Genomic DNA, 25,054 nt, shown 5'->3' on the forward strand with positions numbered 1-25,054 from the left:
TTTCACCAGGGCCCCACCGGCCCCCTTGGGAGCCTCCTACAGAAACGGCCTGGTGGCGGGGCAGGTACGGCCTGCCCCGCCCGGGGTCAGATGCCCCGGCGGCGGCGCGCGGCGCGGATCGCGGCGGCGGCGCCGAGCAGCGCGACCGTCGCGCCCGCGGCCCCCGCCGCCGTGGCGTCCTTGCGGCCCAGCCGGCGCCCCGCGACGGTGTGCCGGCCCGCGACCTCCTGGAGGAGCTCCGCCAGCACCTCCTCGTTGGTCCAGCGCGGCCGCCACCCGGCCGCGTGCAGCCTGCTGACGCTGACCACCCACGGGTGCATCGTGTACGCGAGGTCCCCGGCCGGGGACGGGGTGAGGCCGATCCGGTGCAGCCGGGCCGCCGCGCCCAGGGCCACGGCCGACGGGAGCTCCATGCGGCGAATGCCGCTCAGCTCCTCGACCTCCTCCTGTTCGAGCCAGCCCTCGCAGCCGACCGCGAGCTCTCCTTCGACCTTCTCCAGGGCCGCGTACTCCAGCGCGCTGACCAGGTCCTCGACATGGCAGAACTGCCAGGTCGGGCGGGAGCCCGCCACCACCAGCAGGCGCGGGGACTCGAAGTACCGGGTCAGCGCGGTGTCCGTGCCGCCGACCAGTACGGCCGGGCGGACCACGGTGACGTTCAGGCCGGGGTGCGCGCGCGGAGCCCGGCGGCCCAGCCGCTCGATCTCCAGCAGGTCGCCGACCCCGGTCGCCTCGGCGGTGGCCCGCAGCTCGGCGTCCTCGGAGAGCGGGATGTCGTTGTCCGGCAGGGCCCCGTAGACCATGGCCGAGGTGCAGAGCACGACCCGGTGCACTCCGGCCGCCGCGGCGGCGGTGAGCACGGTCTGGGTCCCGCGCACGTTGTACGCCGTACGGGCCGCCGGGTCCGTCTCCAGGTCGAGGTCGAGGGCCAGGTGCACCACGACGTCCGCGCCGCGCAGCTTCTCCGCGATCGCGGGGTCCCGTACGTCCAGGAGGTGCCACTGCGCGTCCGTGCACTCCCCGCGCCGCTCGTCGATGGCGACGACCTGCTTGACCTCCTCGGACGCGGCCAGCCTGGCCACCAGGGCCGCCCCCACCCCCGAGGCGGCGCCGGTCACGGCGATCACGGGGCCTCGGCGCGCGGAACCGCCCGGGTTTCGCGTCCGGCGAACGCCCTGGGCGTCCTCGCCGTGCTCAGGGCGGTTTTCCGGGCCCTGTTCGTCCAAAGCGTGCGGATCTGGGGAACTCACCAGGCGTCTCCAGCGGTTGTCTTCAGTAGGGACGCACCGTGACGCGCACCCACCAGTCGATGTCCATCCTGCCGCAGCCCAGGAGTCAGCGGAGCACCGAGCCCGGAAGCGGGTCTGGTGTCTACGCTGGGTGGTGTTGTCGAAACCAATGCCCGTCGGCTCCCGCCGGCGGCCCTACGAGCCGAGGAAACCCGTGAGCGACACCCCATTCGGATTCGGCCTTCCGCCCGAGGAGCCGGACAACGGCGACGAGGGCAAGAAGAAGGGCAACCAGGGCGGTCAGAGCGGCCCGACTCCGTTCGGGTTCGGCACGGGCCTGCCCGGCGGTTCCGGCGCGCCGGGCGACGCCGACAACCCCTTCGCGGCCATGTTCGGTTCCATGAACCCGAACGACCTCGGCGCCGCCTTCCAGCAGATCGGCCAGATGCTGAGCTACGAGGGCGGTCCGGTCAACTGGGACATGGCCAAGGACATCGCCCGCCAGACCGTGGCCCAGGGCACCCCGGACGGGGTCAAGGACGCCAGTGTGGGCCTCGCCGAGAAGTCGGCGGTCGAGGAGGCCGTGCGCCTCGCCGACCACTGGCTCGACGGGGTCACCTCGCTGCCGTCGGGTGCCGCCACGGCCGTGGCGTGGAGCCGCGCCGAATGGGTCGAGGCGACCCTGCCGGTGTGGAAGGAGCTCGTGGACCCGGTCGCCGAGCGCGTCGGCGCGGCCATGGGCGGCGTCCTTCCCGAGGAGATGCAGGCCATGGCGGGCCCGCTGCTCGGCATGATGCGCTCCATGGGCGGGGCCATGTTCGGCCAGCAGATCGGCCAGGCCGTGGGCACCCTCGCGGGCGAGGTCGTGGGCTCGACCGACGTCGGGCTCCCGCTGGGCCCGGCCGGCAAGGCCGCCCTGCTGCCGCTGAACATCGAGAGCTTCGGCAAGGACCTGGGCGTCTCCTCGGACGAGGTCCGGCTGTACCTGGCGCTGCGCGAGGCCGCCCATGCGCGGCTCTTCGCGCACGTGCCGTGGCTGCGCTCGCACCTCTTCGGCGCGGTCGAGGGGTACGCGCGGGGCATCAAGGTCGACACCTCGAAGCTGGAGGACGTGGTCGGCCAGCTCGACCCGACCAACCCGGAGCAGCTGCAGGAAGCCCTCCAGGGCGGCATGTTCCAGCCGCAGGACACCCCCGAGCAGAAGGCCGCGCTGGCCCGTCTGGAGACGGCGCTCGCGCTGGTCGAGGGCTGGGTGGACGCGGTCGTGCACGAGGCCGCCAAGCCCCGGCTGACCTCGGCGGACGCCATGCGCGAGACCATGCGCCGGCGGCGCGCCTCGGGTGGCCCGGCGGAGCAGACCTTCGCGACGCTGATCGGGCTGGAGCTGCGGCCGCGCCGGCTGCGCGACGCCTCGCGGCTGTGGGCCTCGCTCACCGACGCGCGCGGCGTGGACGGGCGCGACGGGCTCTGGGAGCACCCGGACATGCTGCCGACCGCTTCCGACCTGGACGACCCGGACGGGTTCGTGCACCGCGAGCAGCTGGACTTCTCCGAGATCGACAAGATGCTGGGCGAGGCCGCCCAGAAGCGCGAGCAGGACGGCGACGACACCAAGTGAGCCTGCACGAAGACGCCGTCCTGGTCCTCAAGGGCTACGAGGGCCAGCCGGAACTGCGCGACGTCTACCTGGAGCACCTCGCGGCCCATCCCGACGGGGTCTACAAGCCCTGCCAGGCGGGCCACGTCACCGGCAGTGCGCTGGTGATCGACCCGGAGCGCGAGCGCGTCCTGCTGACCCTGCACAAGAAGCTGGGCATGTGGCTCCAGATGGGCGGGCACTGCGAGCCGGGTGATGCCACCCTCGCCGACGCCGCCCTGCGCGAGGCCCGCGAGGAGTCCGGCATCGACGCCGGGCTGACGCTGCTGCCCGGCGGTCCGGTGCGCCTGGACCGGCACCCGATCCCGGCTCCGTGCAACTGGCACCTGGACGTGCAGTACGCGGTGCTGGCGCCCTCGGGGGCGGTCGAAGCGATCAGCGACGAGTCGCTGGACCTGCGCTGGTTCTCGTACGCCGAGGTGGCGGAGGTGGCCGACACCTCGGTGGTGCGGCTGCTGGAGGCGACCCTCGCGCGCCTCTGACCGCGCTGGATGCGCGAAGGGGGCGGGCCGCATCGGGCCCGCCCCCTTCGTGTGCGCCGGACGGCTAGTTCCAGGCGTTGTTCTGGTTCTGCGCGTGGGCGCCGTGCTGGCCCATGCCGAACTGCGCGGCCGCGCCCTGCCCGATCTGGGCGTTCTGCGGCGGGAGCGCCTCGCTGGGCTGGACCAGGGCGAAGCCGGTGCCGAGGAAGCTCAGCTCCCAGCCCTCGCCGGTGTTGCCGCGCCGCCGCCAGACGCCGGTGGAGTGCGTCTGGGCCTGCATCTGCACGCGCAGCGAGGTGGACCAGGCGACGATGGCGTCCGCGTCGGCGTTGACGTACTTGTCTGGCGTGACCTGCATCATCAGCGGCTGCCCGGAGGTCATCAGCGCGACCTTGCCGCGGCCGGTGATGTTGAGCTGGTACTTGCCGGAGCCGGAGATCCCGTACTGGCTGTCCACCGCGATGGCCTCGGTGTGCAGGGTCGAGTCCAGGGCCAGCACGTAGCTGCTGTCGACCGTGAGGCCGTCCTGGTCCACGTCCACGACGTGGACGTACTGCGCCAGGTTGGCCAGGTAGACCGTGCCCTGTCCGGAGCAGCGCATCAGGTCGAGGCCCTCACCGGTGCGGGCGCGGGCATTGCGCTGGGTGGTGCTCTGGTACTCGCCGTCGAAGTCGATGATCCCCTGGTAGGCGACCATCGCGCCCTTGCGGGCGAGCACGTCGTCGGAGCCGCTCAGCGAGACCCGCAGCAGCTGCGGGTTCTGGACGGCGTACCGCTCCTGGGTCTGCGCCTCGGCGTGGGCGAAAAGTGAGCTCTGCATGGTGTGTCTTCTCCCCCTCAGCCCCGGGCCCGGAGCCGGTCGGTGCTGTCCTCGCTGGGCTGTACGACGACGATGCCCTGGCCGGAGAAGGCCATCTGGTAGGCCTCCCCGCTGCCCCGGCCGATCATCGACGAGGCCTTGAAGCTGCGCTTGCCCTTGACCTTGAGGTTCGGGGACCAGGCGACGAGCGCGTCGGGGTCGACGTACGTCTCGTCCTCGCCGCGGCCGCAGTCGACCACGATCGGCGTGCCGCGCGAGGTGATCGCGACCCAGCCGGTGCCGGCGACCGACACGTTGAACAGGCCCTGGCCGGCGAACTTGGCCATGCCCTTGACCCGCTCGACACCCCACTGGAGGTGCGCGTCGAAGGCGAGCAGGTTGGTGCCGTTGACGGAGAGCGAGTCGTTGTTGAGGTTGATCACGACGACGTCCGCGCCGTAGTCGGCGAGGTAGAGCAGGCCGTCGCCGGAAGCCTTCATCAGCGGGGCGCCTTCGCCGGTGAGCCACTGCGAGGCCATCTGGCGGACGGCCGGCGGGTTGGGCTCGTACTGCACGAAGCCTTCGTAGGCGACCATCGATCCGGTGCGCGCGAAGAGGTCCTGGCCGCTCTGCATGGCGACCTTGAGCATCGCGCGGCCGTGGTTCTCCATGCGGGCCGTGACGGGGGTCGGGGCGTAGCCCGCGAGCTGCTGGTTCATTGCGTTCATGGCATTCATGTGGGGCTCCCTCAGACCTCGTACGGCTGGACGACGATGAAGTTGCCGGGAGCGCCGCGGAACTGGAGGTTCACGGTCTCCCCGCTGTGACCGGGGTAGGCGTTGCGGCGCAGCCGGACCTGGCTGGAAATGATCACCTGGGCGGCCGAGGACCACGCGACGATGGCGTTGCTGTCCGCGAAGGTGGTCGGGGTGACGGGCAGGACGACGGGCACGCCGTGCGTCTTGACGATCACCGTGCCGGTGCCCTGGAACTGCATGGTGAACAGGGCGCCGCCCGGGATGCCGTGGCCCTCGATGCGGCGGATCTCGTGCTGGAGCGACTCGTCGAAGGCGAGGACGTTCTCGGCGGAGACGCAGATGCCGTCGCCCTGGAGCTCGATGGCGTGCAGGTGGGCGCCGTTCTCCGCGAGGAAGATCTGCCCGCGGCCGGAACAGCGCATCAGCTGCATCTCCTGGCCGGTGGCGTTGCCGACGACGCGGCCGGCGAAGCCCGCGCCCTTGTAGCTGAAGTCGACCTTGCCCTGGTAGAGCACCATGCTGCCCTGGCGGGCGAGGACGGCCTGGCCGCCCATGGCCAGGTCGACGCGCATGAGCTGCTGGTTCTGCGGGGTCCAGCGGGCGCCGGTGGGGGCTTCCTTGTACGGCTGGAGGGCGGCGGCGAGTCCGGCGCCGGCGGCGGGCACCGCCTGCGGGGGCTGGCCGTACCCCTGGGGCTGCTGGCCGAAGCCGGGCGGCTGCTGGCCGTACGGGGGCTGCTGCTGGCCGGGGACCTGGCCGTACGAGGGCTGCGGCTGCTGCCCGTACGGCGCGGGGGCCGGGGCGGGCGGCGGAACCTGCCCGTAGGGCGCGGGGGCGGCCGGGGCCAGGGGGGCGCCCATCGGTGCGGCCATGGTGGGGGCCGCGTGGACGGGCTGCTGGTACGGCGCGGGGGCCGGGGCCTGTGCCGGGGCGGGGGCCTGGGCGGGCGCCGGGGCCTGGGGCGGCGCGCCGAAGGAGGGCGCCGGGGCCGGGGGCTGCGCCTGGACGGGAGCGCCGAAGGAGGGCGCCGGAGCGGCGGCCTGCGGGGGCGGGGCGAAGCCGGGCGCACCGGCCGGAGCCTGCGCCTGCGGCGCGGGCTGCTCCTCCTCGGCGACCTCGCCGCCGAAGTTCTGGAGCAGCGCGGCGAGTCCGCCGTCGAAGCCCTGGCCGACGGCGGCGAAGCGCCATACGTCCTTGAGGTAGAAGTCGCCGATCATCAGCGCGCGCTCGGTGCTGAACTCCGAGCCCGAGAAGGAGTACCGGACGACCTCCTCGCCGCCCGCCACGACGCGGATGTAGCCGGGGCCGATCTGCGACATCTGCCCGGCGCCGTCGATCGAGGCGGCGAAGGAGAGCTTGTGGATGTTGGCCGGAATGCGGTCCAGGGTCACCCGGAAGGATTCCGTGTCGCCGGCCTGCGCGCCGAGCTGCTGGATGGACTCCTCCGGCGACTTCGGCTGGTTGAAGAAGACGAAGTAGCGGTCGTCCGAAAGCTGTTCGTTGGCGTCGAGGCCGAAGCAGCTGATGTCGATGGCGAGCCCGGGCCCGGCGATCTGGACACCCACGTAGAGGTCCGTGCCCGCCGTCAGATCACTGATTTTGGCCTTGTGACCGCGTTGGAATTCCCTGGCCATACGTAAGACCGTCCCCCATCCCGACTGTGAATGCGTGCCGCTCAGGCTAACGCCAACCTCGGACATCCGGCCAAGTCGGTACCGACCCGGTACATATCACGAGGTGTGACATGGCGGGGTTATAGCGGACAAATGCGGATCATTCCTCGCGGGCGGCGGGGACTTTCGGAAGGCGCTCGGCGGCGACGACCCCTTCGAGGTACCCGCGCGCCCGCTCGGTGCGCGGATACGCCTCCAGCAGTTCCCAGAAACCGGGGCCGTGCCCGGGCACGAGGAGGTGCGCCAGCTCGTGCAGCAGCACGTAGTCGACGACGTACTCCGGCATGCCCTGGATGCGGTGCGAGAGCCGGATGCTGCCTTCGGCCGGGGTGCAGGAGCCCCAGCGGGTGTTCTGGTTGGTGACCCAGCGGACCGTGCGGGGGCGGGCCCGGCCGCCGAAGTACTGCTCGGACAAACGCTCGGCGCGCTCGGCGAGTTCCGCGTCCCCGAAGGTGCGCTTGCTCTCCTGCGCCGCGAGCTTGTCGAGCATGACGCCCACCCAGCGCTGCTCCTCCGCCTCGGACATCCGGGCAGGGATGAGGACGACCGTACGATCACCCTCGCGGTAGGCGGATACGGTCCTGCGGCGGCGCGCGCTCCGGCGGACTTCGACGGCGCGCTTCGGTGGATCGGCGGACACGCCATGACGGTACCCGGTCGCCGCGGCGGAAGTCCCGCCCTCCCGGGGTCGAACACGAACCGTTGCGCAGTCGGCGGCACCGGCGCCCCAAGGAACGCTAGCCATTCATTTCATATACCTAATACCCCTCACCTGTGGACAAAATTGAGCAGGTCTTTCCTCGGACGGGCAATCTTGCGGAAAGCGACGCGGCCTCAGGGAATGCGGCGCGTGAATCGAACCGCGAATCGAGGGAGGACCGCGATGTATCCGAAGGTGAAGCCGGCGCTGGCACGGGCCTGGCGGGATCTGCAGACGGTGCAATTCGGTGTGACGCCCGCCCACGCGGTGGTGCTCGGGCCGGTGGACACGGCGACGGGCTCGCTCCTCGACCTGATCGACGGGACGCGGGGCATGGAGCTGCTCCGGTCGGAGGGCAAGACGATGGGGCTCCCGGACGGCCGGGTCGACGAGGTGGTGCGGAGGCTGGCGGCGGCCGGGCTGCTCGACGACGCCACCGCGGGCGGCCCCCGCGCCCAGGCGGTGCGGGACCGGCCGGAGGCCCTCGAGCGGCTCGGCCCGGACCTGGGGTCGCTGTCCTTGGTCCGCCCCCGGCCGGGCGGGGACTTGCAGGGTGTCGCCGCCCGGCGGGTGATACGGGTTCAGGTGCGCGGGAGCGGCAGGGTGGGCGCGGTGATCGCCTCGGTCCTGGCGGGAGCGGGCATCGGCCGGGTCGAGGTGCTCGACGGGGGCCGCACGCAGCCAGCGGACGTGGCGCCCGGCGGCCTGGGCCCCGGCAGCGTGGGACGGCTGCGCGCCGAGGCCGCGCGGACGGCGGTCCGCGAGGCGGCCCCCGGACGCGGGCCGCGGACCGGGGAGAGCGAGGGCCCGGAGCCGGGGCTCGCCCTGGTGGTGGTCGCACCCCGCGACGGCCTGCAGTCCTGGGCCCCCGATCCGCAGACGGCTGCCGACTGGGTCGGCACCGGCACCCCTCACCTCTACGCGGGGGTCCTGGAGGGCACCGGGCTGGTGGGACCGCTGGTCCTGCCCGGAGCCACCGCGTGCGCCGGCTGCATGGAGCGCGACCGGATCGATCGGGACCCGGCCTGGCCGCGCATGCTGGTCCAGTGGCGCTCGGCCCACCGCCGGCGCACCGCCGCCGCCTGCGACCTGGGCCTGTCCACCGCAGTGGCCGGCCTGGCCGCGGCCCACGCCCTGTCCTTCCTCGACGGCGAACTCCCCGCCTCCACCGCCACCCGCTGGGAGGCCGCCCTCCCGTCCCTCCACTGGGAGTCCACCCCGGTCCACCCCCACCCCGACTGCCCGTGCGAGGCGGCGAAGGTCCCGGCGGGGCAGGGGGTGGGGACATGAGGGGGCTAGGCCGTCTCTTCGACGATCCGGCAGAACCGCTCGATGCGGGGCCCGGCCGAGGGGATCACGGGGGCGAGGCTGCGGAGGTTGATGACCAGCGCGCTCAGCTGCCCGGGGGCCGGAGTTTCCGCGAGAAACTCCGCGAGGCGCTGCTCGGCCTGCTCCCAATGCGGCCACAGGCAGTGGGCGAGCAGGAGGCTGTCTGCTTCGAGGACGCCGGGGACTTCGGCGTCCGGAGAGCTCCGCAGTTCCACCACGCGCGTCAGGTGGTGGTCACGGTCCGGGTGCCGGAGTGCGGTCTTGACCACGGCCATCTCGTAGTGCGTCCACGCGTCATCGGGATCGAGCTCGATGGAACGGGCGAGGTCGGCAAGCGCCTCGTCGTAGTGGCTGAGCAGTCGGTGGAGCAGGCCACGGGCGGTGAGTGTGGAGGCGCTGGCGGGAAGGAGCTCGACCGCACGGTCGTAGTCGGCCAGGGCTTCCCCGTACGCGCCGAGCATGCGGTGGCAGTCCCCCCTCCGTCTGATGCCCCAGCCCCGCTCATGGCTGGTCTCTTGAAGGCGGTCGTAATCCGCGAGAGCCAACTCGAACCGGCCGAGCCTCACCCACGTCATCGCGCGCGCGAGGAACGTCAACGGCAGGTCCGGCTCGTGGGCGATGGCGTGCCCGAATTCGTTCAGGGCCTCGTCGTACCGTTCCAGCGACAGGAAGACCTCGCCGCGGCCTGTGTGGGCCCAGCCAGAGCCCGGATCGAGCTCGACCGCCCTGGTGTAGTCCGCGAGCGCATCCTCGTGCTGCCCCAGTTTGCGGTGCGCGTCGGCCTTCAAGGTGAGGGTCCAGGCGTCGCCGGGCCTCAGTTGGACCGCCCGCGTGAGGTCGGCCAGGGCCTCTTCGTGCCGCTCCAGCTTCCGCAGCGCGATCCCGCGGCGGATGAAGACCCAGCCGTCGTCAGGAGAAAGCTCAATGGCCTGCCGGTAATCGTCGAACGCCTCCTCGTGGCGCCCCATCGACTCCAGGGTGACCGCTCGCTCGCTCAAGATCGATGCTCTGTCTGCGGGTTGACCGGCGAGCGCCCACGTGAAGTCGGCAAGGGATTCCTCGTAGCGGGCCATGGACTGATAGGTGATTCCGCGGCGGCGGAGCACCGTCGGATCTTCCGGGAGGAGCGCGAGCGCGAGGTCGAAGTCGGCGAGGGCCGCCTCGAAGCTGTCGGCCCAGTGGTGCAGCATCCCCCGGTTGACCAGGCTGGAGACCCGGCTCGGATCGAGCTCGATGGCCCGGGTGTAGTCCGCGATCGCCGCATCGCCGCTCGATGTGAGCATGTGGGTAAGGGCCCGTCCGAAGTAGGCGCGCTCAGCCTGGGGGTTCACCGTGATGGCATCGGTGTAGTCGGTCAGGGCCTGTGCGTACTCCTCGGCGCGGCGGTGGTCCCGGCCGCGCAGGGTCAGAGCCAGGGCCCGGCCTTCGGTGGCGAGCCCGGCTCGGGTCAGGAGCAGCGTCATCGCCGCGTTGGCCGGGGCCGGCTGGTCCAGGGCCGTGCCGAGGTCCTGGGACCAGCGGGTCAGGGCCGGAGAGTCCGTGTCGCGGGCCGCGGCGGCCAGGGTCGTGGTCCAGCGGCGGAGGGTGGTGATGCCGTGGTCGTAGGCGTCGACCAGGTCGCGGAGCATGGGCGGGAGGGCGGTTCGGGGGTCCGCGCAGAGGCGGTGGTAGGCCTCTTGCAGGCGGTGGCCGCGCCAGGTCTCGTCCGACCACCACCCCTCCGACGGGGTCGGGGCCGACTCCAAGCGCTCGCGGCGCCTCCGGAAGGCATCGGCCAGCCGGGTGTGGAGCTGCTCCCAGCGGATCGGGGACTGCCTGCGCTGCAGGCGCAGCATCGCACCGCGGACCACCTCGTGGTAGCGGCAGTGGCCCGAGCGGTCGGTGACGAAGGGCATCGACCGGAGCCAGCCGAAGAGTTCGGCCGCCTCCTCCTCGACGGCCGACCGGTAGACGTCCTCGTCCAGCTCCTGCGGGAACGCGCAGGCCAGGGCGGCGGCACGGCGGGCGGGGTCGGGCACCCACTTGAGGAACCGCTCGACGGCGGTGCCGCTGGGGTCCCCGATCTCCTCCACCTCCTCCACCGTGCCCGGCTGTGTCTCGGCCAGGGTGGAGACCAGGACCGGAAGGCGTCCGGACAGGCGCAGGATCACCTCGACGACCCGCTCGTCGGTGACTCCCTTTCCGGTGAGGAGGCGGCGTGCCTCGGTCTCGGTGAAGATCTCCAGCGGCCAGTCGGTGACCAGGTCGTGCCAGTCCTCCCAGGTGCGGGCGGTCAGCTTCGACTGCCCGGCCAGGACGACCAGCACGTTCGCGGGGAACTCCCCGTGGCGTTCGCTGCCGAGCACGTCGCGGAGCCAGGTGTCCAGCATGGGTCCGGTGCGCTCGTACGTGTCGAAGAACAGCACGATCCACGGGTGCTTGCGGGCCACCTCGGCGAGCTCTTCGAGGAACACCGGGGTCAGCGCGTCCAGCGGGGAGAGGACCAGCTCGACGTCGCCGTGGTTGCGCAGGCGGCTGCTGAGGAGGGCCTTGACCCGGTCGGCGCCGGCGGCGACCTGGTTCGGGTCCACGGCTCCGGTGAAGGCGCCGACTCCCGGGATCATCCCGAGTCCGACCAGGCCCAGCTGCGAGGCGACCACGCTGGACGGGGACGGCGGCGGGGCGCCTCCCGCCGCCGGGTCGGTCCCCGCCACGGCCGCGAGGGCTCCCGCGTCGGCCTCGTGCCGGCGCTGGCGGTAGGTGGCCAGCAGCTTGTCGAAGCCCTTCAGCACCAGGCCCTGCTGGGCGAACTGGGCGCTGATGACTTCCATGGTCTCGACGACGTCCGCGACCGACTCGTCCGCGTACGCGGTGACCGCCGCGCCCTCGCGGGCGATGGTCTCCAGGTGCCGGACCAGGGTCGACTTTCCGACTCCGGCCGGGCCCCGGACGTGGAAGAGGAACTGCGCCGCCTCCTCCGGGGGCTGGCGCAGGGCGTCGCGGAAGGCGTTCACCTCGCTCTGTCTGCCGATGAAGCCGCCGGAACGGCGTCGCCGGATCAGCTCCTGCCTCGAAGGTCCCCGTCCCGCCATCCCCCAGCACCTCCACCACCCGAACGCGGCCCGCCGTCCGTCCATGCTGGCCCACCGGGGCGGCCGTCGTCCGCCGACCGGTGGATTCCCGCCTCGCGCCGGGCTGGAGCGGCAGGGTATGCGGAGGGGGCGCGGGCCGGGGGTCATGACAGGATGCTTTTGGCCGGGAAGGCCTTCGGGGGGCTCCCCCGGACGGCCGCTTGCGGCTCAGCTGTCTGGGAATTGGAGGGGCGCATGTCTGATCTTCCCCGGAAGGCGGTCACCCGTACCGTCAAGCTGGCCGCGCTGCCGCTCGGCATAGCGGGCCGGGCCACTTGGGGGCTCGGCAAGCGGATCGGCGGCAAGTCGGCGGAGATAGTGGCGCGCGAGCTCCAGCAGCGCACCGCCGAGCAGCTGTTCCGCGTGCTGGGAGAGCTGAAGGGGGGCGCCATGAAGTTCGGCCAGGCGCTCTCGGTCTTCGAGTCGGCGCTGCCCGAGGAGGTCGCCGGGCCCTACAGGGCCGCGCTGACGAAGCTTCAGGAGGCGGCCCCGCCGCTGCCCGCGGCCACCGTGCACCAGGTGTTGTCGGAGCGGCTCGGCGCGGACTGGCGGGATCTGTTCGAGGAGTTCGAGGACAAGCCCGCGGCGGCTGCCTCGATCGGGCAGGTGCACCGGGCGGTGTGGCACGACGGCCGCCAGGTGGCGGTCAAGGTCCAGTACCCGGGGGCCGGCGAGGCCCTGCTGTCGGACCTGAAGCAGCTGAGCCGGTTCGCGGGACTGCTGGGGCCGCTCATCCCGGGCATGGACATCAAGCCCTTGATCAAGGAGCTGCGCGACCGGGTCTCGGAGGAGCTGGACTACGAGCTGGAGGCCGAGGCCCAGCGGACGCACGCGGACGCCTTCGACGGCGACGAGGACGTGGTCGTCCCCGACGTGGTGCACCAGGGCGACCAGGTGCTGGTGACCGACTGGATCGAGGGGACCCCGCTGTCGGAGGTGATAGCCGACGGCACCCCGGAGGAACGCGACCGCGCAGGACAGCTGCTGGCCCGGTTCCTCTTCTCCGGCCCCGCGCGCACCGGGCTGCTGCACGCCGATCCGCACCCGGGCAACTTCCGGCTGATCTCGGGGGCGGACGGCCGGACGCGGCTGGGCGTACTGGACTTCGGGACGGTGGACCGGCTGCCGGGCGGCTGGCCCAAGCCCATCGGCCGGTCGCTGCGGATGGCGCTGGACGGTGACGCCGAGGGGGTCTACGGGCACCTGCGTACGGAGGGGTTCGTACGCGAGTCCATCGAGCTGGAAGCCGATGCGGTGCTCGACTACCTGCGGCCGATGCTCGAACCGGCGGAGGCCGAGGAGTTCACCTTCACCCGGACCTGGCTGCGCGGCCAGGCCGCGCGGATCGCCGACCCCCGCTCCCCCGCGCACCAGTTGGGCCGGCAGATCAATCTGCCGCCCTCCTACCTGCTGATCCACCGGGTGACGCTGAGCACCATAGGGGTGCTGTGCCAGCTGGGCGCGACGGTCAGGCTCCGCGAGGAACTCGACTCCTGGCTGCCGGGGTTCCTGCCCGAAGAGGGCTGAGCCGGAGGGTGGCGGGCGGTCCCGGGCGGGCGCTCACCACCAGGCGGAGTCGAGGCGGCCTTCGATGGCGCGGAGGTTCGCACGCGCGCAGTCGACGCAGAAGTACTGTCTGGTCCCGTTCTCCACGGAGCAGGTCCAGGTGGGCGGGGCGCCGGCCGGGGACTGGGCGCCGCAGCGCGCGCAGACGACGGACGGGGCCTCGGTTCCCGGCGGTGCCGGGCGGGGAGTCGGCTGGTCCACCTCCAGACGATATCCCCGAGGGGCCGGTGTGCGGTCCGCAACGCACCGGAGGGACCGGCCCGTTCGGGCCGGTCCCTCCGGTGATTTCCTTCGAGCCGTCTACGGCTCTCTCTTAGTGCATGACGGCCATGGCCAGCGCGCGCCGGGCGCGCAGCGAGACGCGCTCGGCTCGACGCTGCATGCGCCGCGCGGCGACCAGGCGTACGGCGCGACGCTCGGCGTCGACCTCACGCATGCGGTCGTCCATATGGGCACGAGCCATGGCTTCTGGGATGAGTTGCATTTCGCGGGTCCTGTTCTGACGCGAGGTGATCGCGCCGGCGGTGATGAAGTCTGCGGTGGCGGCGCCGTGCGGCTGCTCGCTCGTGGTGGCGTGGGGGGACATGAGGGCCTGCTTCAGGGGGTCGTGCGTCAGGGGGCGGTCGATGGTTCCGTTGGCGGTCATGCCGCGACAACCGGGTTCTTGCGCGGACGGCCACGGGGACGCTTCCGGGCGACGACGACACCCTGGACGAAGAGCTCGCCTCCCCAGACACCCCAGGGCTCGCGGCGCTCCAGCGCACCGGCGAGGCAGGCCTCGACCAGCGGGCAGGTGCCGCAGAGGGACTTCGCGTACTCGACGTCGGCCGGGGACTCGGCGAAGAAGACCTCGGGGTCGTAGGTGCGACAGGCGACGGGCACGCCGAGGTTCTCGATGGCGTCGTCGAGCGCGGTCAGCGCGGTGAGGGGAGTCAAGGTGGAGTCCTCCGGGACTGCGGGCGGGGAGAGGGTCTGGGTCTTCGGTACGGACGGGGCGTGCGCTTCGAGTTGCACGGTGGTTTCTTCCTCGTCTTGTTCGTCTAGTCGTTCCGGCCGGTCGGCCGGGGGCGGCTGGGGTACCTCGCCCCTTCGGTCCGTCGTCCCCGTTCGGGGACAAACAGAAGGGCCGCGGATCCCGGGTGGGGTTCCGCGGCCCTGAAGGCGCCGGTCTGATCGTCAGATCAGACTGGATCACTCCAGGGTTCGAGCCCGCGGTAGGCCCACATCAGGTGGTGCTGCTTCTTCGTCTGCGTCTTCTGGGATCCGGCACCGGCTGCGGCCGCAAAGGCATAGGCGCCATGCGCCTGGGCTTCTGCTGCCAGTACTGCCACCGGTGCCTTGGTCCGTCGCTCATTGCGCTCACTGACCGGCTGCGCGATGAGCGCGGCGGGCAGGACGGGGCTGTCAGCGCAAATGGCGGACAGACCGGTACCCGGGAGACCGGTACCCGTGAGGGCGAGGAGCGTGGAGGAGCCGAGCGTGCAGGAAGCGGCGACCGAGCGATCGGTCATTTTGGTGGTGGTGATGAAGCTGGTCACTGGTCTCGCCTCCTCTCGGCGTCTCGGGGACTTCGGCCCGGAGGCCTGATCCCATGCGTATTCGGATAAGTACAGCACGGATCAGGGGCTTCGGAGAAGCCACCGTTTCCGTTGCTAAGAACCTATGGGGCCGTGCTGGACATGTGCAAACTATTTTTCCGACGAGTTTCTACGCGTCGTCAGGATCTTCCGTCCCGGGCTCCCCACCTGCGCAGATGGCCAGCACGTCGGCTCCGTACCGCTCGAGCTTCCGGGCGCCCACGCCGGAGATCATCGAGAGCTCTCCCTCCTGCGAGGGTGCGGCCTCCGCGATGGCCATCAGCGTCTTGTCCGTGAAGACGCAGTAGCCGGGCATGCCCTGCTCCTTCGCCTGGACGGCGCGCCAGTCGCGCAGCCGCTCGTAGAGCCCTTCGTCCATGTCCGAAGGGCAGTCCTCGCAGCGCATCAGTTTCAGCTCGCCGGCGTCGGTCAGCGTCTTGCGGCAGACCCGGCACAGGGCCGGGCCGCGGCGGCCCCGCTTGCGGGCCCCGGGCTCGACCGGACCGCCCGGCCTGCTTCCCGGCGCCAGGGAGCCCGGCCTCAGGCCGTTCAGGAAGCGGCTGGGGCGTCGGGACCCCCGCCCGCCCGGAGTCCGGGAGAGGGCCCAGGAGAGCGTCAGGTGGTGCCGGGCGCGGGTGACGCCGACATAGAGCAGCCGGCGCTCCTCCTCGATCTGCTCGTCGGTCTTCGCATAGGTGATCGGCATCATGCCGTCGGTCAGGCCCACGAGGAACACGGCGTCCCACTCCAGGCCCTTCGCCGCGTGCAGCGAGGCGAGGGTGACGCCCTGGACGGTGGGGGCGTGCTGGGCGGCCTTGCGCTCGTCCAGCTCGACCGTCAGGTCGGCCAGGGTCGCGGACGGCCGGCTGCGGGCGAAGTCCTCGGCGAGCCGGACCAGGGCGGCCAGCGATTCCCACTGGTCGCGGACGGCTCCGGAGCCGGCGGGCGGTGCGCTGGTCCAGCCGGTGGAGCTGAGCACGGCGCGGACCTGGGAGCCGAGCTCCACGACGTCGTCGAGCAGCCGGTCGTTCCCGCCGGAGCGGGCGGCTCCGCGCAGGGCGAGGATCGCCTTCTGGACCTCGGCGCGCTCGAAGAAGCGCTCGGCTCCGCGCAGCTGGTAGGGGACTCCGGCGTCGGCGAGGGCCTGCTCGTACACCTCGGACTGGGCGTTGATCCGGTAGAGGACGGCGATCTCCCCCGCCGGGACGCCGGCCGCGACGAGGTCGCGGACCCGGTGGGCGATGCCCTCGGCCTCGGCGGGCTCGTCGGCGTACTCGGCGTAGACCGGGTCGGGGCCGGTCTCGCGCTGGGAGACCAGCTCCAGGCGGTGATCGGCGGCGCGGCCCTTGGCCTGGGCGAGGAGCCCGTTGGCGAGGTGGACCACCTGGGGGGTGGAGCGGTAGTCGCGGACCAGCTTGACCAGGGTGGCCTGCGGGTACTTGGTGCGGAAGTTCAGCAGGTGGTCGGGGGTGGCGCCGGTGAAGGAGTAGATCGTCTGGCTGGCGTCGCCGACCACGCAGAGGGTGTCGCGCTCGCCGAGCCAGAGGTCCAGCAGCCGCTGCTGGAGCGGGCTGACGTCCTGGTACTCGTCGACGACGAAGTGCTGGTACTGGGTGCGGATCTGTTCGGCGATGTCGTGGCGGTCCTGCAGGATGCCGACGGTGAGGAGCAGCACGTCCTCGAAGTCGATCATGCCGCGGTCGCGCTTGAGCTGCTCGTACGTCCCGTAGATCTGGGCGATCTCGGCGAGGTCCCGGGGGGCCTCGCGGCCGGCCTTGCGGGCGGCCGCCGGGTAGTCGGCGGGGACCGTCTGCGTGACCTTCGCCCACTCGATCTCGCCGGTGACGTCGCGCAGCTCGCCCCGGTCGAGGCGGATGCGGCAGCGCGCACCCGCCTCGGCGACGAACTGGATCTTGCGCTCCAGCAGCCGGGGCACGTCGCCGCCGACCGCCTTGGGCCAGAAGTACTGGAGCTGGCGCAGGGCGGCGGAGTGGAAGGTCCGCGCCTGCACCCCGCCGGCGCCGAGCTCGCGCAGGCGGCCGCGCATCTCGCCCGCGGCGCGGTTGGTGAACGTGACGGCCAGCACGCTCGCCGGCATCAGCTGGCCGGAACGGACCCCGTAGGCGATGCGGTGGGTGATCGCCCGGGTCTTGCCCGTGCCGGCGCCCGCGAGCACGCACACCGGCCCGCGCAGGGTCGTCGCGACCTCGCGCTGCTCCGGGTCGAGGCCCAGGAGCACCGCGTCGGCCGAGTCGGCGCCGGGCGTGATGGATGAGGAGTGCGTTGCTGATGTCACCCTGCCATGCTGCCAGGTCTCGTGAGGGGGCCGGGAAACTTGTCCACAGGCCCGCCCCGCCGGTCGTACCGGTACGAAATGCGGGGCCGGGGAATGGCCGCGCGGTCCCGTACGTTCGAGTACTCGGACCAACGAGCCTTCACAGAGGAGAGCGCAGCATGCAGGACACGGGCACCGTCACGATGTACAGCACGACCTGGTGCGGCTACTGCAACCGGCTGAAGAAGCAGCTGGACCGGGAGGGCATCGCCTACACCGAGATCAACATCGAGCTCGACCCCGAGTCCGCGGCGTTCGTGGAGAAGGCGAACGGCGGAAACCAGACGGTTCCCACCGTCCTCGTCACCTCCTCCGCGGGCAGCGAGTCGGTCATGACGAACCCGAGCCTGGCCCAGGTCAAGCAGGCCCTCGCCGTCTGATGTGCTGAGCCCCACGCACGGAAAGCCCCCGCCCCGGCGGGGGCTTCTGCGTTGCGGGGAGCCGCCAACTGGGCTGTTAGCGTGGCCCCTTGATCACATTGATCAAGGGGGAGGAACCAACACGTGAGTACGACCGTGTTCCGCATCGGCGGGGATCTGGAAGTGCGCAGGCTCGGTTTCGGGGCCATGCACTTGCCCACGGACCCGGGCCCGGGCCCGGACCGTGAGAACGCTCTCGCGGTGGCCCGGCGGGCCGTCGAGCTGGGCGTCACGCTGATCGACACCGCCTACATGTACGGCTGGGGCGCCAACGAGGAGCTGCTGGCCGAGGCCCTGCACCCGTACCCGGACGGGGTCCACGTCACCACCAAGGTCGGGATCGCCCGCGCGGTCCCGTCGGGCGAGTGGATGCAGGACGGCCGGCCGGCCGCGCTGCGCGAGCAGGTCGAGCAGGCGCTGCGCCGGCTGCGCGTCGAGCGGATCGAGCTGCTCCAGCTGCACCGCCTGGACCCGAAGACGCCCCTCGCCGACCAGATCGGCACGCTGCGGGACCTGCGCGCCGAGGGCAAGATCGGCCGGATCGGGCTGTCGGAGGTCACCGTCGGCGAACTCGCCGCGGCCCGGGAGATCGTCGACATCGCGAGCGTGCAGAACCGCTACAACCTGCTCGACCGGGGGCACGAGCCCGTGCTCGCCGCCTGCGAAGCGGCGGGCATCGCCTTCCTGCCCTGGGCCACCGTGGCCTGGGGACGGTCCGGGGCGACGGCCGAGGTCGCCGCCGTGGCCGCCGAGGCCGGGGCCACCCCGACACAGGTCGCGCTCGCCTGGCTCCTGGGCCGTTCGCCCGTCGTCCTCCCTATCCCGGGCACGTCGCGGATCGCGCACCTGGAGGAGAACCTCGCCGCGGAAGGCCTCACGCTGACCGGAGCCCAGCGCCTCCGCCTCGACCGGCTGTCCGGCGGCGGCAGCGCACTCCCGGGCGAGCAGGCATGAGCCGGTACGACGTGCCCGTGGGGGAGGCAGCCGTACGCGGCCCCCGCCGGAGCGGGGGCCTTCGTCGGTGCAGCCGGTGCACGGGCGCGGGGCCGGTCAGCCGGTCGTGACCGGCTTCGGGAGGGGCTTGCCGTACCAGAGCTCGACCAGGCGGGCCGCGATGGAGATGCCCGCCGGCGGGAGGACCTCGCCGGCCTCGATCGCCGTGCGCAGGTCGTCGCGGGAGAACCAGCGGGCCTCCTGGATCTCGTCGCCGTCGACCGTGATGTCGAAGGTGACGGCGCGCGCCGTGAAGCCCAGCATCAGGCTGTACGGGAACGGCCAGGGCTGGCTGGCGATGTAGTCGACCTCGCCGACCTTGACGCCCGCCTCCTCCCAGACCTCGCGGATGACGGACTGCTCGATCGACTCGCCCGGTTCGACGAACCCCGCGAGGGTGGAGAAGCGACCCTCCGGCCAGTGCACCTGGCGGCCCAGCAGCGCGCGGTCCTGGTCGTCCGTGACCAGCATGATCACCGCCGGGTCGGTCCGCGGGTAGTGCTCGGCACCGCAGCCCGGGCAGCGGCGGATGTGCCCGGCCGCGGCGACCACCGTGCGCTCGCCGCAGCGGGAGCAGAAGCGGTGCATGCGCTGCCAGTTCTCCAGCGCCACCGCGTGCACCATCAGCCCGGCGTCCCGCGCGGAGAGCAGCATTCCGGCCTCGCGCAGGCCGGCCGGGCGGGCCGACTGGTCCATGCGGCCGGGCAGCGAGTCCTTCTGCAGCGCGAAGTACCGTACGCCGTCCTCGTCGGTCCCCAGGAAGTACCGGTGGGTCTCGGTGACCGGGGCCTCGAAGGCCGGGGTCATCACGATCGCGGTGCCGCCGTCGGGGGTGTCGTCGATCAGGACCTGGCCGCCCGAGACCACGAAGACGCGGGTGCTGGGGTGGCTCCAGGCCGCGGCGAGCCACGCCTCGTCGAGGCGGTGGTGCGCGGCGCGGTCGATGCCGCTGGGCGCGGCCAGCGAGATCGGACGCTCGGACTCGGTATGGGTGCTCACAGGTACTTCCAACTCCCCCGGTGGTGGGACACAGGCAGGCTCAGCAGGACGGACGGGTGTGCGGTGGCGGGTGGGGCGTGCTCAAGCGGACGCCGGCTTCCAGTGGGCGGCCAGGTCGCCCCAGAGGTAGGCGGCCGTCTCGACCCCCTTGGTGAGCAGGTCGAGCTCGACCTTCTCGTTCGGCGAGTGCCAGCCGTCGGAGGGTACGGAGATCCCGAGGAAGAGGACGGGGGCGTTCAGCACGTCCTGGAGGTCGGCCGCCGGACCCGAACCGCCTTCGCGGGTGAAGCGGACCTTCTGGCCGAAGGCCCGGCTCATGGCGCGGACGACCGACTGCAGCGCCGGGTGGTCCAGCGGGGTCAGGCACGGCCGGGTCGGGGCGCCGAAGGTGATGGAATGCCGGATTCCGGCCGGGACGCGCTCCGCGACCCAGGCCGTGACGGCCGTCTCGACCTCGTACGGGTCCTGCCCGGAGACCAGGCGGAACGAGAGCTTCAGGTGCGCCGAGGCGGGCACGATGGTCTTGCCGCCGGGTCCCTGGTAGCCGCCGCCGATGCCGTTGACCTCGGCGGTCGGGCGGGCCCAGACGCGCTCCAGCGTGGAGTAGCCGGCCTCGCCCGAAGCCGCGTACGACTTGGCCGTACGGAGCCACTCGGCCTCGTCGAAGGGGAGCTCGGCGATCAGCTCGCGCTCCGCGTCCGTGAGCTCGGCGATGTTGTCGTAGAAGCCGGGGATCGTGACCCGCTCGTCCGCGTCGTGCAGGGCCGCGACCAGGCGGGCGGCGACGGTGGCCGGATTCGGCACGGCACCGCCGAAGGCACCCGAGTGGATGTCCTGGTCGGGTCCGAACAGGTCGATCTCGCAGTCGGCGACGCCGCGCATGCCGGTGCAGACGGTGGGAGTGGTCTCGGACCACATGCCGGTGTCGGAGACGATCACGACATCGGCGGCGAGGCGGGCCGCCTCGCGCTCCACGAGGGCGCGGAAGTGCGGGGAACCGGACTCCTCCTCGCCCTCGACGATCAGCTTGAGGTGCACGGCGGGGGCGGACGCGCCGGTCGCGGCGAGGTGGGCCCGGACGCCGAGGGTGTGGAAGAAGACCTGCCCCTTGTCGTCGGCGGCGCCTCGCCCGTACATCCGGCCGTCCTTGATCACCGGCTCGAACGGGTCGGTGTGCCAGCCGTCGGCGAGGGCGGCGGGCTGCACGTCGTGGTGCCCGTAGACGAGGACGGTGGGCGCCGCGGGGTCCTCGCTCGGCCATTCGGCGAAGACGGCGGGGGCGCCGGCCGTCTGCCAGACCTCGGTGACCGGGAAACCGGTCTCCTTGAGCTTCGCGGCCAGCCAGTCGGCGCTGCGCCGTACGTCGTCCGCGTGCTCGGGCTGGGCCGAGACGGAGGGGATGCGGAGCCAGTCGGCGAGGTCGTCGAGGAAGGCCGCGCGGTGGGTCTCGATGTACGTGCGGACGACGCTGTCCGCCGGGGTGTCGCTCATGGCCACGAGCCTAGCCGTCCGTTCGATGGTCGCTTTCCGTGTCCGTTTTGCCTTGGAGGATCTGCTCAAGACGAGCGCGGTCGGGGAGGTTGCGGGGGCGGATGACGCGGCCGCTGCGGACGTGCAGGAACACGGCCGTGACCTGGGCGAGGGGGGTGTTCGTGGCTTCCGCCCAGGCCAGGCGGTAGACCGCCAGCTGGAGGGGGTCGGCCTCGGTGGTGCGGCCGGTCTTCCAGTCGACGATCTCGTAGCCCCCGCCGTCGCCCGCCTCGTCCGGGGTGCGGTAGACGGCGTCGATCCGGCCGCGGATCACCCGGCCGGCGAGGGTCAGCTGGACCGGGACCTCCATGCGGTACGGGGTCCGGTCGGCGTACGGGCTGCGCTCGAAGGCCGCCTTGAGGGAGTCGAGGTCGGCCTCGTCGGCGATGTCCTGGTCGGAACCGTCGCCTCCCGGGGGCTGGGCTCCGGGGAGGTCCGTCAGGGGGTCGAGGACGTCGAGATGGGGCAGCGGAAGCTCGTCGAAGCGGGACTCCACCCAGGCGTGGAACCGGGTGCCCTGGCGGGCGGCGGGCTGCGGGGGCTTGGGCATGGGGCGGGCGAGGTCGCGTACGAAGCCCTGCTCGTCGGAGGCGAGGCGCAGCAGCTGGCTGGCGGAGAGCGCGGACGGGAGCTCCACGTCGCGGACGGCCTCGCGGGCGCGGCGGAGCTCGCCCTCCAGGGCGTCGAGGTCGCGGTCCCAGGAGGCGATGGCTCGTGCGTCCTCGGGGGTGAGGGGGCCGGGGTTGGGGGCGGCCTCTGACCACGGGGCGTCGGTGCGGGTCGGCGGCGCCGGGCGGCGTCGGGGCTTGGCCGCGGCCCAGTCGCCGTCCTCGGCCCCGGCCCCGGCCTCGTCCTCCGGCCACAGGTCGGCGGCGTCGGGCGCGGGCGCGGCGGGGCGCGGCCTGGCCAGGTCCTCGGCCTCCGGCCACAGGTCGGCGGCGGGCGCGGCGGAGCGCGGGCCGGGCGCGGCCCGGTACCCGTCCTGCGGCCACAGGTCGTCCGGGGTCGGGGGGGCTTCTTCTTCCCCCACCCCGCCCCTTCCCGAAACCGGGGCTGTGCCCCGGACCCCCTGCGGGGTCCCGCCTGCGGCGGCGGGCACGGCCCTGCCCCGGCCTGACCCGGCCTGCGGCCGGGCAGCGTCCGCGGGGTCCGGTTCGTCGGCCGGGTCCGGCCAGGGGGCCGGGGGCTCCTCGTCGTAGGCGGGGTCTTCGCAGTGCGGGGGCCAGAGGTAGGGGTCCTCCGGGGAGGTCCGGTGGTTCTCGGAGGCCCGGTGTTCCGGGTCGTCCGGGGTCCCCTGGTAGTCCGCGCCGCCCCAGTGGCCCGGCGTTCCTGGGTAGCCGGCCTCGCCCCGGTCGCCCGGGTGGCCCGCGTCGCCCCGGTGGCCCGTGGCGCTCGGGGGGTGGAGGTAGGACTCGACCAGGGTGGCTGCCCGGCGGCGGAGGGTGAGGGAGGTGGGGTCCAGGGGGAGGGGCCAGGAGTGGTCCGGGGTGGTGTCCGTGGAGAGGGCCGGGTTTTCGGCGTCCGGTGCCGGGGTGTCGGCCCAGGCTTCGATCTCGCCGTGGCCCGCGGCGCAGTGTTCGTAGAGGGAGGTCAGGAAGGTGGACGGGCCGCGGCGTTTCTTCTGCGTCGGGCCCCACCAGTGGCCCGAGGCCAGGAGGAGGGAGCGCGGGCGGGTGAAGGTGACGTAGCCGAGGCGGAGTTCCTCGACGGCCTTGTGGGACTTCAGGGCCGACTTGAAGGCGCGCAGGCCCGGCGAGGTCCATTCCGGGGTGGGAGGGAGGGTCGGCGCGTCCCCGCGCAGGGCGTACGGGAGGACCTTCGGGTACGAGGTCCAGGCCTCCGGGGCCTTCTCCTTCGGGAAGGAGCCGGCGGAGAGGTCGGGGACCACGACCACGTCCCACTCCAGGCCCTTGGACTTGTGGGCCGTGAGGACCTTGACCGTGTTCTCGCCGCCGGGGAGGGCGTGGTCCAGGCCCTTTTCGTACTGGGCCGCCGTGCGCAGGAAGGCGAGGAAGGCGAGGAGGGAGGCCTCTCCGTCCAGGGAGGCGAAGCCGGCCGCCACGTCCATGAAGCTCGACAGGGTCTCCCGGCGGCGGGCCGCCAGCGCGTGCGGGGACGAGGCCAGCTCCACGTCGAGGCCGGTCGTCGACAGGACGCGGTGCAGGACGTCCATCAGGGGGTCCGAGAGGGAACGGCGCAGGTCGCGCAGTTCCTGCGCGAGGTGCGCGAAGCGGACCCGGGCGGCTGCGGAGAAGGGCAGCTGGTCGGGGGCGGACTGGCCCGCGCCGTCCAGGAAGGTTTCGAGGGCGTCGGCCAGCGACACGATCTCCGCCGGGTCCACGCCCTCCACGGCTGCCGCGAGGCGGTCGTCGTCGGAGGAGGACGGGGCGCGGGAGATCAGGGTGCGCGCGCGGCGGCCCAGCAGGGCCAGGTCGCGGGCGCCGATCCGCCAGCGCGGCCCGATGAGCAGCCGGACGAGCGCGGCGTTGGCGCCCGGGTCCTGGAGGACCTCGCAGACGGCGACGAGGTCCGCGACCTCCGGGAGGTGGAGCAGTCCGGACAGGCCGACCACCTCGACCGGGACGTCCCGCTCGACGAGGACCGCCTGGATCCGCGCGAAGTCCCCGCCCGAGCGGCACAGTACGGCGATGTCGCGCGGCTCGGTTCCCGTACGGACCAGGTGGGCGATGGAGTCGCCGATCCAGTCGAGCTCCTGGGCGTGGGTCTCCAGCAGGGCGCACCGGACGGAGCCGTCGCGCTCCGCGCCCGGTGCGGGGCGCAGGGCCTCGACCCCCTCGTGCATGGCGCGCAGCGGGGCGGCGAGCTCGTTGGCCAGGTCCAGGAGGCGGCCGCCGCTGCGCCGGTTCTCGCTGAGGGAGAACCGGGTGGCGGGGCGGCCGTCGGCGTAGGGGAAGTGCTCGGGGAAGTCGTCGAGGTTGGCCACCGAGGCGCCGCGCCAGCCGTAGATGGCCTGGCAGGGGTCGCCGACGGCGGTCACGGCGTGCCCGGTGCCGGCGCCGAACAGCCCGGACAGCAGCAGTCGCTGGGCGACCGAGGTGTCCTGGTACTCGTCGAGCAGGACGACTCGGAACTCCTCGCGCAGCAGGGCGCCGACCTCGGGCCGGGTGGTGGCGAGCTGCGCGGAGAGGGCTATCTGGTCGCCGAAGTCGAGGAGGTCGCGGGAGCGTTTGGCTCCGCGGTAGCGGGAGACCAGTTCGAGGAGTTCGAGGCGGCCCCGGACGGTTTCCGGGACCTTGCGGAGGTCCTCGTTGCTCAGCTTCACGTCCGCGAGGGCGGAGAGGAGCTCCGTGTCGTACGCGCGCAGCCGCTCCGGCGGTACGAGGTGCTCGGAGAGCTCCCCGTCGAGCGCGAGCAGATCGCTGACCAGGTCCGGAACGGATTTGGTGAGGGACGGGTAGGGGCCGGGGGCCTCGCGGAGCACGCGGGCGGCGAGCTGGAAGCGGGTGGCGTCGGCGAGCAGCCGGGAGCTGGGCTCCAGGCCGATGCGCAGGCCGTGGTCCTTGAGGAGCTGTCCGGCGAAGGCGTGGTACGTGGAGATGCGCGGCTCGCCGCCCGCGGAGCCGGCCTCGGCCGGGGAGGGGTCCGGATCACTGATCCCGGCCCGCGCGAGGGCGGTCCGTACGCGCTCGGCCAGCTCGCCGGCGGCCTTGTTGGTGAAGGTCAGGCCGAGGACCTGCTCGGGCGCGACCGCGCCGGTGCCGACCAGCCAGACCACGCGGGCGGCCATGACGGTGGTCTTGCCGGAGCCGGCTCCGGCCACGATGACCTGGGGGGCGGGCGGAGCGGTGACGCAGGCCATCTGTTCGGGCGTGAAGGGGATCCCCAGGAGCTCCTTGAGCTGCTCGGGATCGGTGAGGACGGACGGACGCGCGGACAC

The 25,054-nt window shown here is 72.7% G+C and carries 20 protein-coding genes; 6 read left to right on the top strand and 14 right to left on the bottom strand.

Annotated features, from left to right (window positions below; genetic code table 11):
- Nucleotides 1–86: 86 nt before the first annotated feature.
- On the bottom strand, nt 87–1,226 hold the full coding sequence (locus OG898_RS05565) for an SDR family oxidoreductase (RefSeq protein ID WP_250741834.1): 1,140 nt from the start codon (nt 1,224–1,226) through the stop codon (nt 87–89).
- Between the two features lie 217 nt (nt 1,227–1,443).
- Here OG898_RS05565 and OG898_RS05570 point away from each other — a divergent pair, with 217 nt between their 5' ends.
- Together OG898_RS05570 and OG898_RS05575 are read left to right on the top strand one after the other, a co-directional pair.
- Nucleotides 1,444–2,847, top strand: coding sequence for a zinc-dependent metalloprotease (locus OG898_RS05570; RefSeq protein ID WP_250741813.1), 1,404 nt, complete (start codon nt 1,444–1,446; stop codon nt 2,845–2,847).
- Entirely contained in the window at nt 2,844–3,368 is a 525-nt protein-coding gene (locus OG898_RS05575; RefSeq protein ID WP_250741812.1) for an NUDIX hydrolase, read from the top strand. Before OG898_RS05570 ends, OG898_RS05575 begins: the two co-directional genes overlap by 4 nt.
- Nucleotides 3,369–3,432: 64 nt before the next feature.
- Here the strand turns inward: OG898_RS05575 and OG898_RS05580 are convergent, their stop codons facing one another.
- From OG898_RS05580 to OG898_RS05595, 4 genes are all read right to left on the bottom strand, one after another.
- Nucleotides 3,433–4,188 (bottom strand): AIM24 family protein, encoded by a 756-nt coding sequence (locus tag OG898_RS05580; protein WP_250741811.1) that lies wholly within the window; start codon nt 4,186–4,188, stop codon nt 3,433–3,435.
- A gap of 17 nt (nt 4,189–4,205) precedes the next feature.
- Nucleotides 4,206–4,886: an AIM24 family protein gene (locus OG898_RS05585; protein WP_250741833.1), complete on the bottom strand. Its 681-nt coding sequence runs from the start codon at nt 4,884–4,886 to the stop codon at nt 4,206–4,208.
- Nucleotides 4,887–4,915: 29 nt separating this feature from the next.
- The gene (locus OG898_RS05590; protein WP_250741810.1) at nt 4,916–6,559 is read right to left on the bottom strand and encodes a TerD family protein; all 1,644 of its coding nucleotides are present in this window, start codon (nt 6,557–6,559) and stop codon (nt 4,916–4,918) included.
- 139 nt (nt 6,560–6,698) lie between these two features.
- Nucleotides 6,699–7,238, bottom strand: coding sequence for a M48 family metallopeptidase (locus OG898_RS05595; RefSeq protein WP_250741809.1), 540 nt, complete (start codon nt 7,236–7,238; stop codon nt 6,699–6,701).
- Between the two features lie 243 nt (nt 7,239–7,481).
- Here OG898_RS05595 and OG898_RS05600 point away from each other — a divergent pair, with 243 nt between their 5' ends.
- The gene (locus OG898_RS05600) at nt 7,482–8,588 is read left to right on the top strand and encodes a ThiF family adenylyltransferase (protein WP_266955324.1); all 1,107 of its coding nucleotides are present in this window, start codon (nt 7,482–7,484) and stop codon (nt 8,586–8,588) included.
- Between the two features lie 5 nt (nt 8,589–8,593).
- Here the strand turns inward: OG898_RS05600 and OG898_RS05605 are convergent, their stop codons facing one another.
- Nucleotides 8,594–11,698: a tetratricopeptide repeat protein gene (locus tag OG898_RS05605; RefSeq protein ID WP_266955326.1), complete on the bottom strand. Its 3,105-nt coding sequence runs from the start codon at nt 11,696–11,698 to the stop codon at nt 8,594–8,596.
- Between the two features lie 234 nt (nt 11,699–11,932).
- Here OG898_RS05605 and OG898_RS05610 point away from each other — a divergent pair, with 234 nt between their 5' ends.
- Nucleotides 11,933–13,264, top strand: coding sequence for an AarF/ABC1/UbiB kinase family protein (locus tag OG898_RS05610; RefSeq protein ID WP_250741806.1), 1,332 nt, complete (start codon nt 11,933–11,935; stop codon nt 13,262–13,264).
- Nucleotides 13,265–13,297: 33 nt separating this feature from the next.
- Here OG898_RS05610 and OG898_RS05615 read toward each other — a convergent pair whose 3' ends face one another.
- The 5 genes from OG898_RS05615 to OG898_RS05635 form a co-directional block, all read right to left on the bottom strand.
- The gene (locus tag OG898_RS05615) at nt 13,298–13,504 is read right to left on the bottom strand and encodes a hypothetical protein (protein ID WP_250741805.1); all 207 of its coding nucleotides are present in this window, start codon (nt 13,502–13,504) and stop codon (nt 13,298–13,300) included.
- Between the two features lie 112 nt (nt 13,505–13,616).
- Complete coding sequence (locus OG898_RS05620) at nt 13,617–13,949, bottom strand: hypothetical protein (RefSeq protein WP_250741804.1); 333 nt, start codon at nt 13,947–13,949, stop codon at nt 13,617–13,619.
- Entirely contained in the window at nt 13,946–14,317 is a 372-nt protein-coding gene (locus OG898_RS05625; protein ID WP_214949242.1) for a WhiB family transcriptional regulator, read from the bottom strand. The genes OG898_RS05620 and OG898_RS05625 overlap by 4 nt, the downstream gene beginning before the upstream one ends.
- A gap of 167 nt (nt 14,318–14,484) precedes the next feature.
- Entirely contained in the window at nt 14,485–14,841 is a 357-nt protein-coding gene (locus OG898_RS05630; protein ID WP_250741803.1) for a hypothetical protein, read from the bottom strand.
- Between the two features lie 169 nt (nt 14,842–15,010).
- Nucleotides 15,011–17,176 (bottom strand): ATP-dependent DNA helicase UvrD2, encoded by a 2,166-nt coding sequence (locus tag OG898_RS05635; protein WP_250741802.1) that lies wholly within the window; start codon nt 17,174–17,176, stop codon nt 15,011–15,013.
- A 158-nt stretch (nt 17,177–17,334) separates the two neighbouring features.
- On the opposite strand from OG898_RS05635, the gene OG898_RS05640 reads away from it, so the two are divergent.
- A complete protein-coding gene (locus OG898_RS05640; protein ID WP_250741801.1) occupies nt 17,335–17,595 on the top strand; it encodes a mycoredoxin in 261 nt (86 codons plus the stop codon).
- A gap of 123 nt (nt 17,596–17,718) precedes the next feature.
- Entirely contained in the window at nt 17,719–18,588 is an 870-nt protein-coding gene (locus tag OG898_RS05645) for an aldo/keto reductase (protein ID WP_266955331.1), read from the top strand.
- 96 nt (nt 18,589–18,684) lie between these two features.
- Here the strand turns inward: OG898_RS05645 and nudC are convergent, their stop codons facing one another.
- The 3 genes from nudC to OG898_RS05660 form a co-directional block, all read right to left on the bottom strand.
- Entirely contained in the window at nt 18,685–19,626 is a 942-nt protein-coding gene (gene nudC, locus OG898_RS05650) for an NAD(+) diphosphatase (protein WP_250741799.1), read from the bottom strand.
- 81 nt (nt 19,627–19,707) lie between these two features.
- Nucleotides 19,708–21,117 (bottom strand): dipeptidase, encoded by a 1,410-nt coding sequence (locus tag OG898_RS05655; protein ID WP_250741798.1) that lies wholly within the window; start codon nt 21,115–21,117, stop codon nt 19,708–19,710.
- Between the two features lie 10 nt (nt 21,118–21,127).
- Nucleotides 21,128–25,054 (bottom strand): UvrD-helicase domain-containing protein, encoded by a 3,927-nt coding sequence (locus OG898_RS05660; protein WP_266955334.1) that lies wholly within the window; start codon nt 25,052–25,054, stop codon nt 21,128–21,130.

Source organism: Streptomyces sp. NBC_00193 (genome assembly GCF_026342735.1).
In the GTDB taxonomy this organism is placed as follows: Bacteria; Actinomycetota; Actinomycetes; order Streptomycetales; family Streptomycetaceae; genus Streptomyces; species Streptomyces stoeckheimensis.

What these genes read in the sequence shown, in the direction of transcription:
- OG898_RS05580 (WP_250741811.1), bottom strand. Translation starts at nt 4,188, where the DNA reads ATGCAGAGCTCACTTTTCGCCCACGCCGAGGCGCAGACCCAGGAGCGG.
- OG898_RS05585 (WP_250741833.1), bottom strand. Translation starts at nt 4,886, where the DNA reads ATGAACCAGCAGCTCGCGGGCTACGCCCCGACCCCCGTCACGGCCCGC.
- OG898_RS05590 (WP_250741810.1), bottom strand. Translation starts at nt 6,559, where the DNA reads ATGGCCAGGGAATTCCAACGCGGTCACAAGGCCAAAATCAGTGATCTG.
- OG898_RS05600 (WP_266955324.1), top strand. Translation starts at nt 7,482, where the DNA reads ATGTATCCGAAGGTGAAGCCGGCGCTGGCACGGGCCTGGCGGGATCTG.
- OG898_RS05605 (WP_266955326.1), bottom strand. Translation starts at nt 11,698, where the DNA reads ATGGCGGGACGGGGACCTTCGAGGCAGGAGCTGATCCGGCGACGCCGT.
- OG898_RS05610 (WP_250741806.1), top strand. Translation starts at nt 11,933, where the DNA reads ATGTCTGATCTTCCCCGGAAGGCGGTCACCCGTACCGTCAAGCTGGCC.
- OG898_RS05620 (WP_250741804.1), bottom strand. Translation starts at nt 13,949, where the DNA reads ATGACCGCCAACGGAACCATCGACCGCCCCCTGACGCACGACCCCCTG.
- OG898_RS05640 (WP_250741801.1), top strand. Translation starts at nt 17,335, where the DNA reads ATGCAGGACACGGGCACCGTCACGATGTACAGCACGACCTGGTGCGGC.
- OG898_RS05655 (WP_250741798.1), bottom strand. Translation starts at nt 21,117, where the DNA reads ATGAGCGACACCCCGGCGGACAGCGTCGTCCGCACGTACATCGAGACC.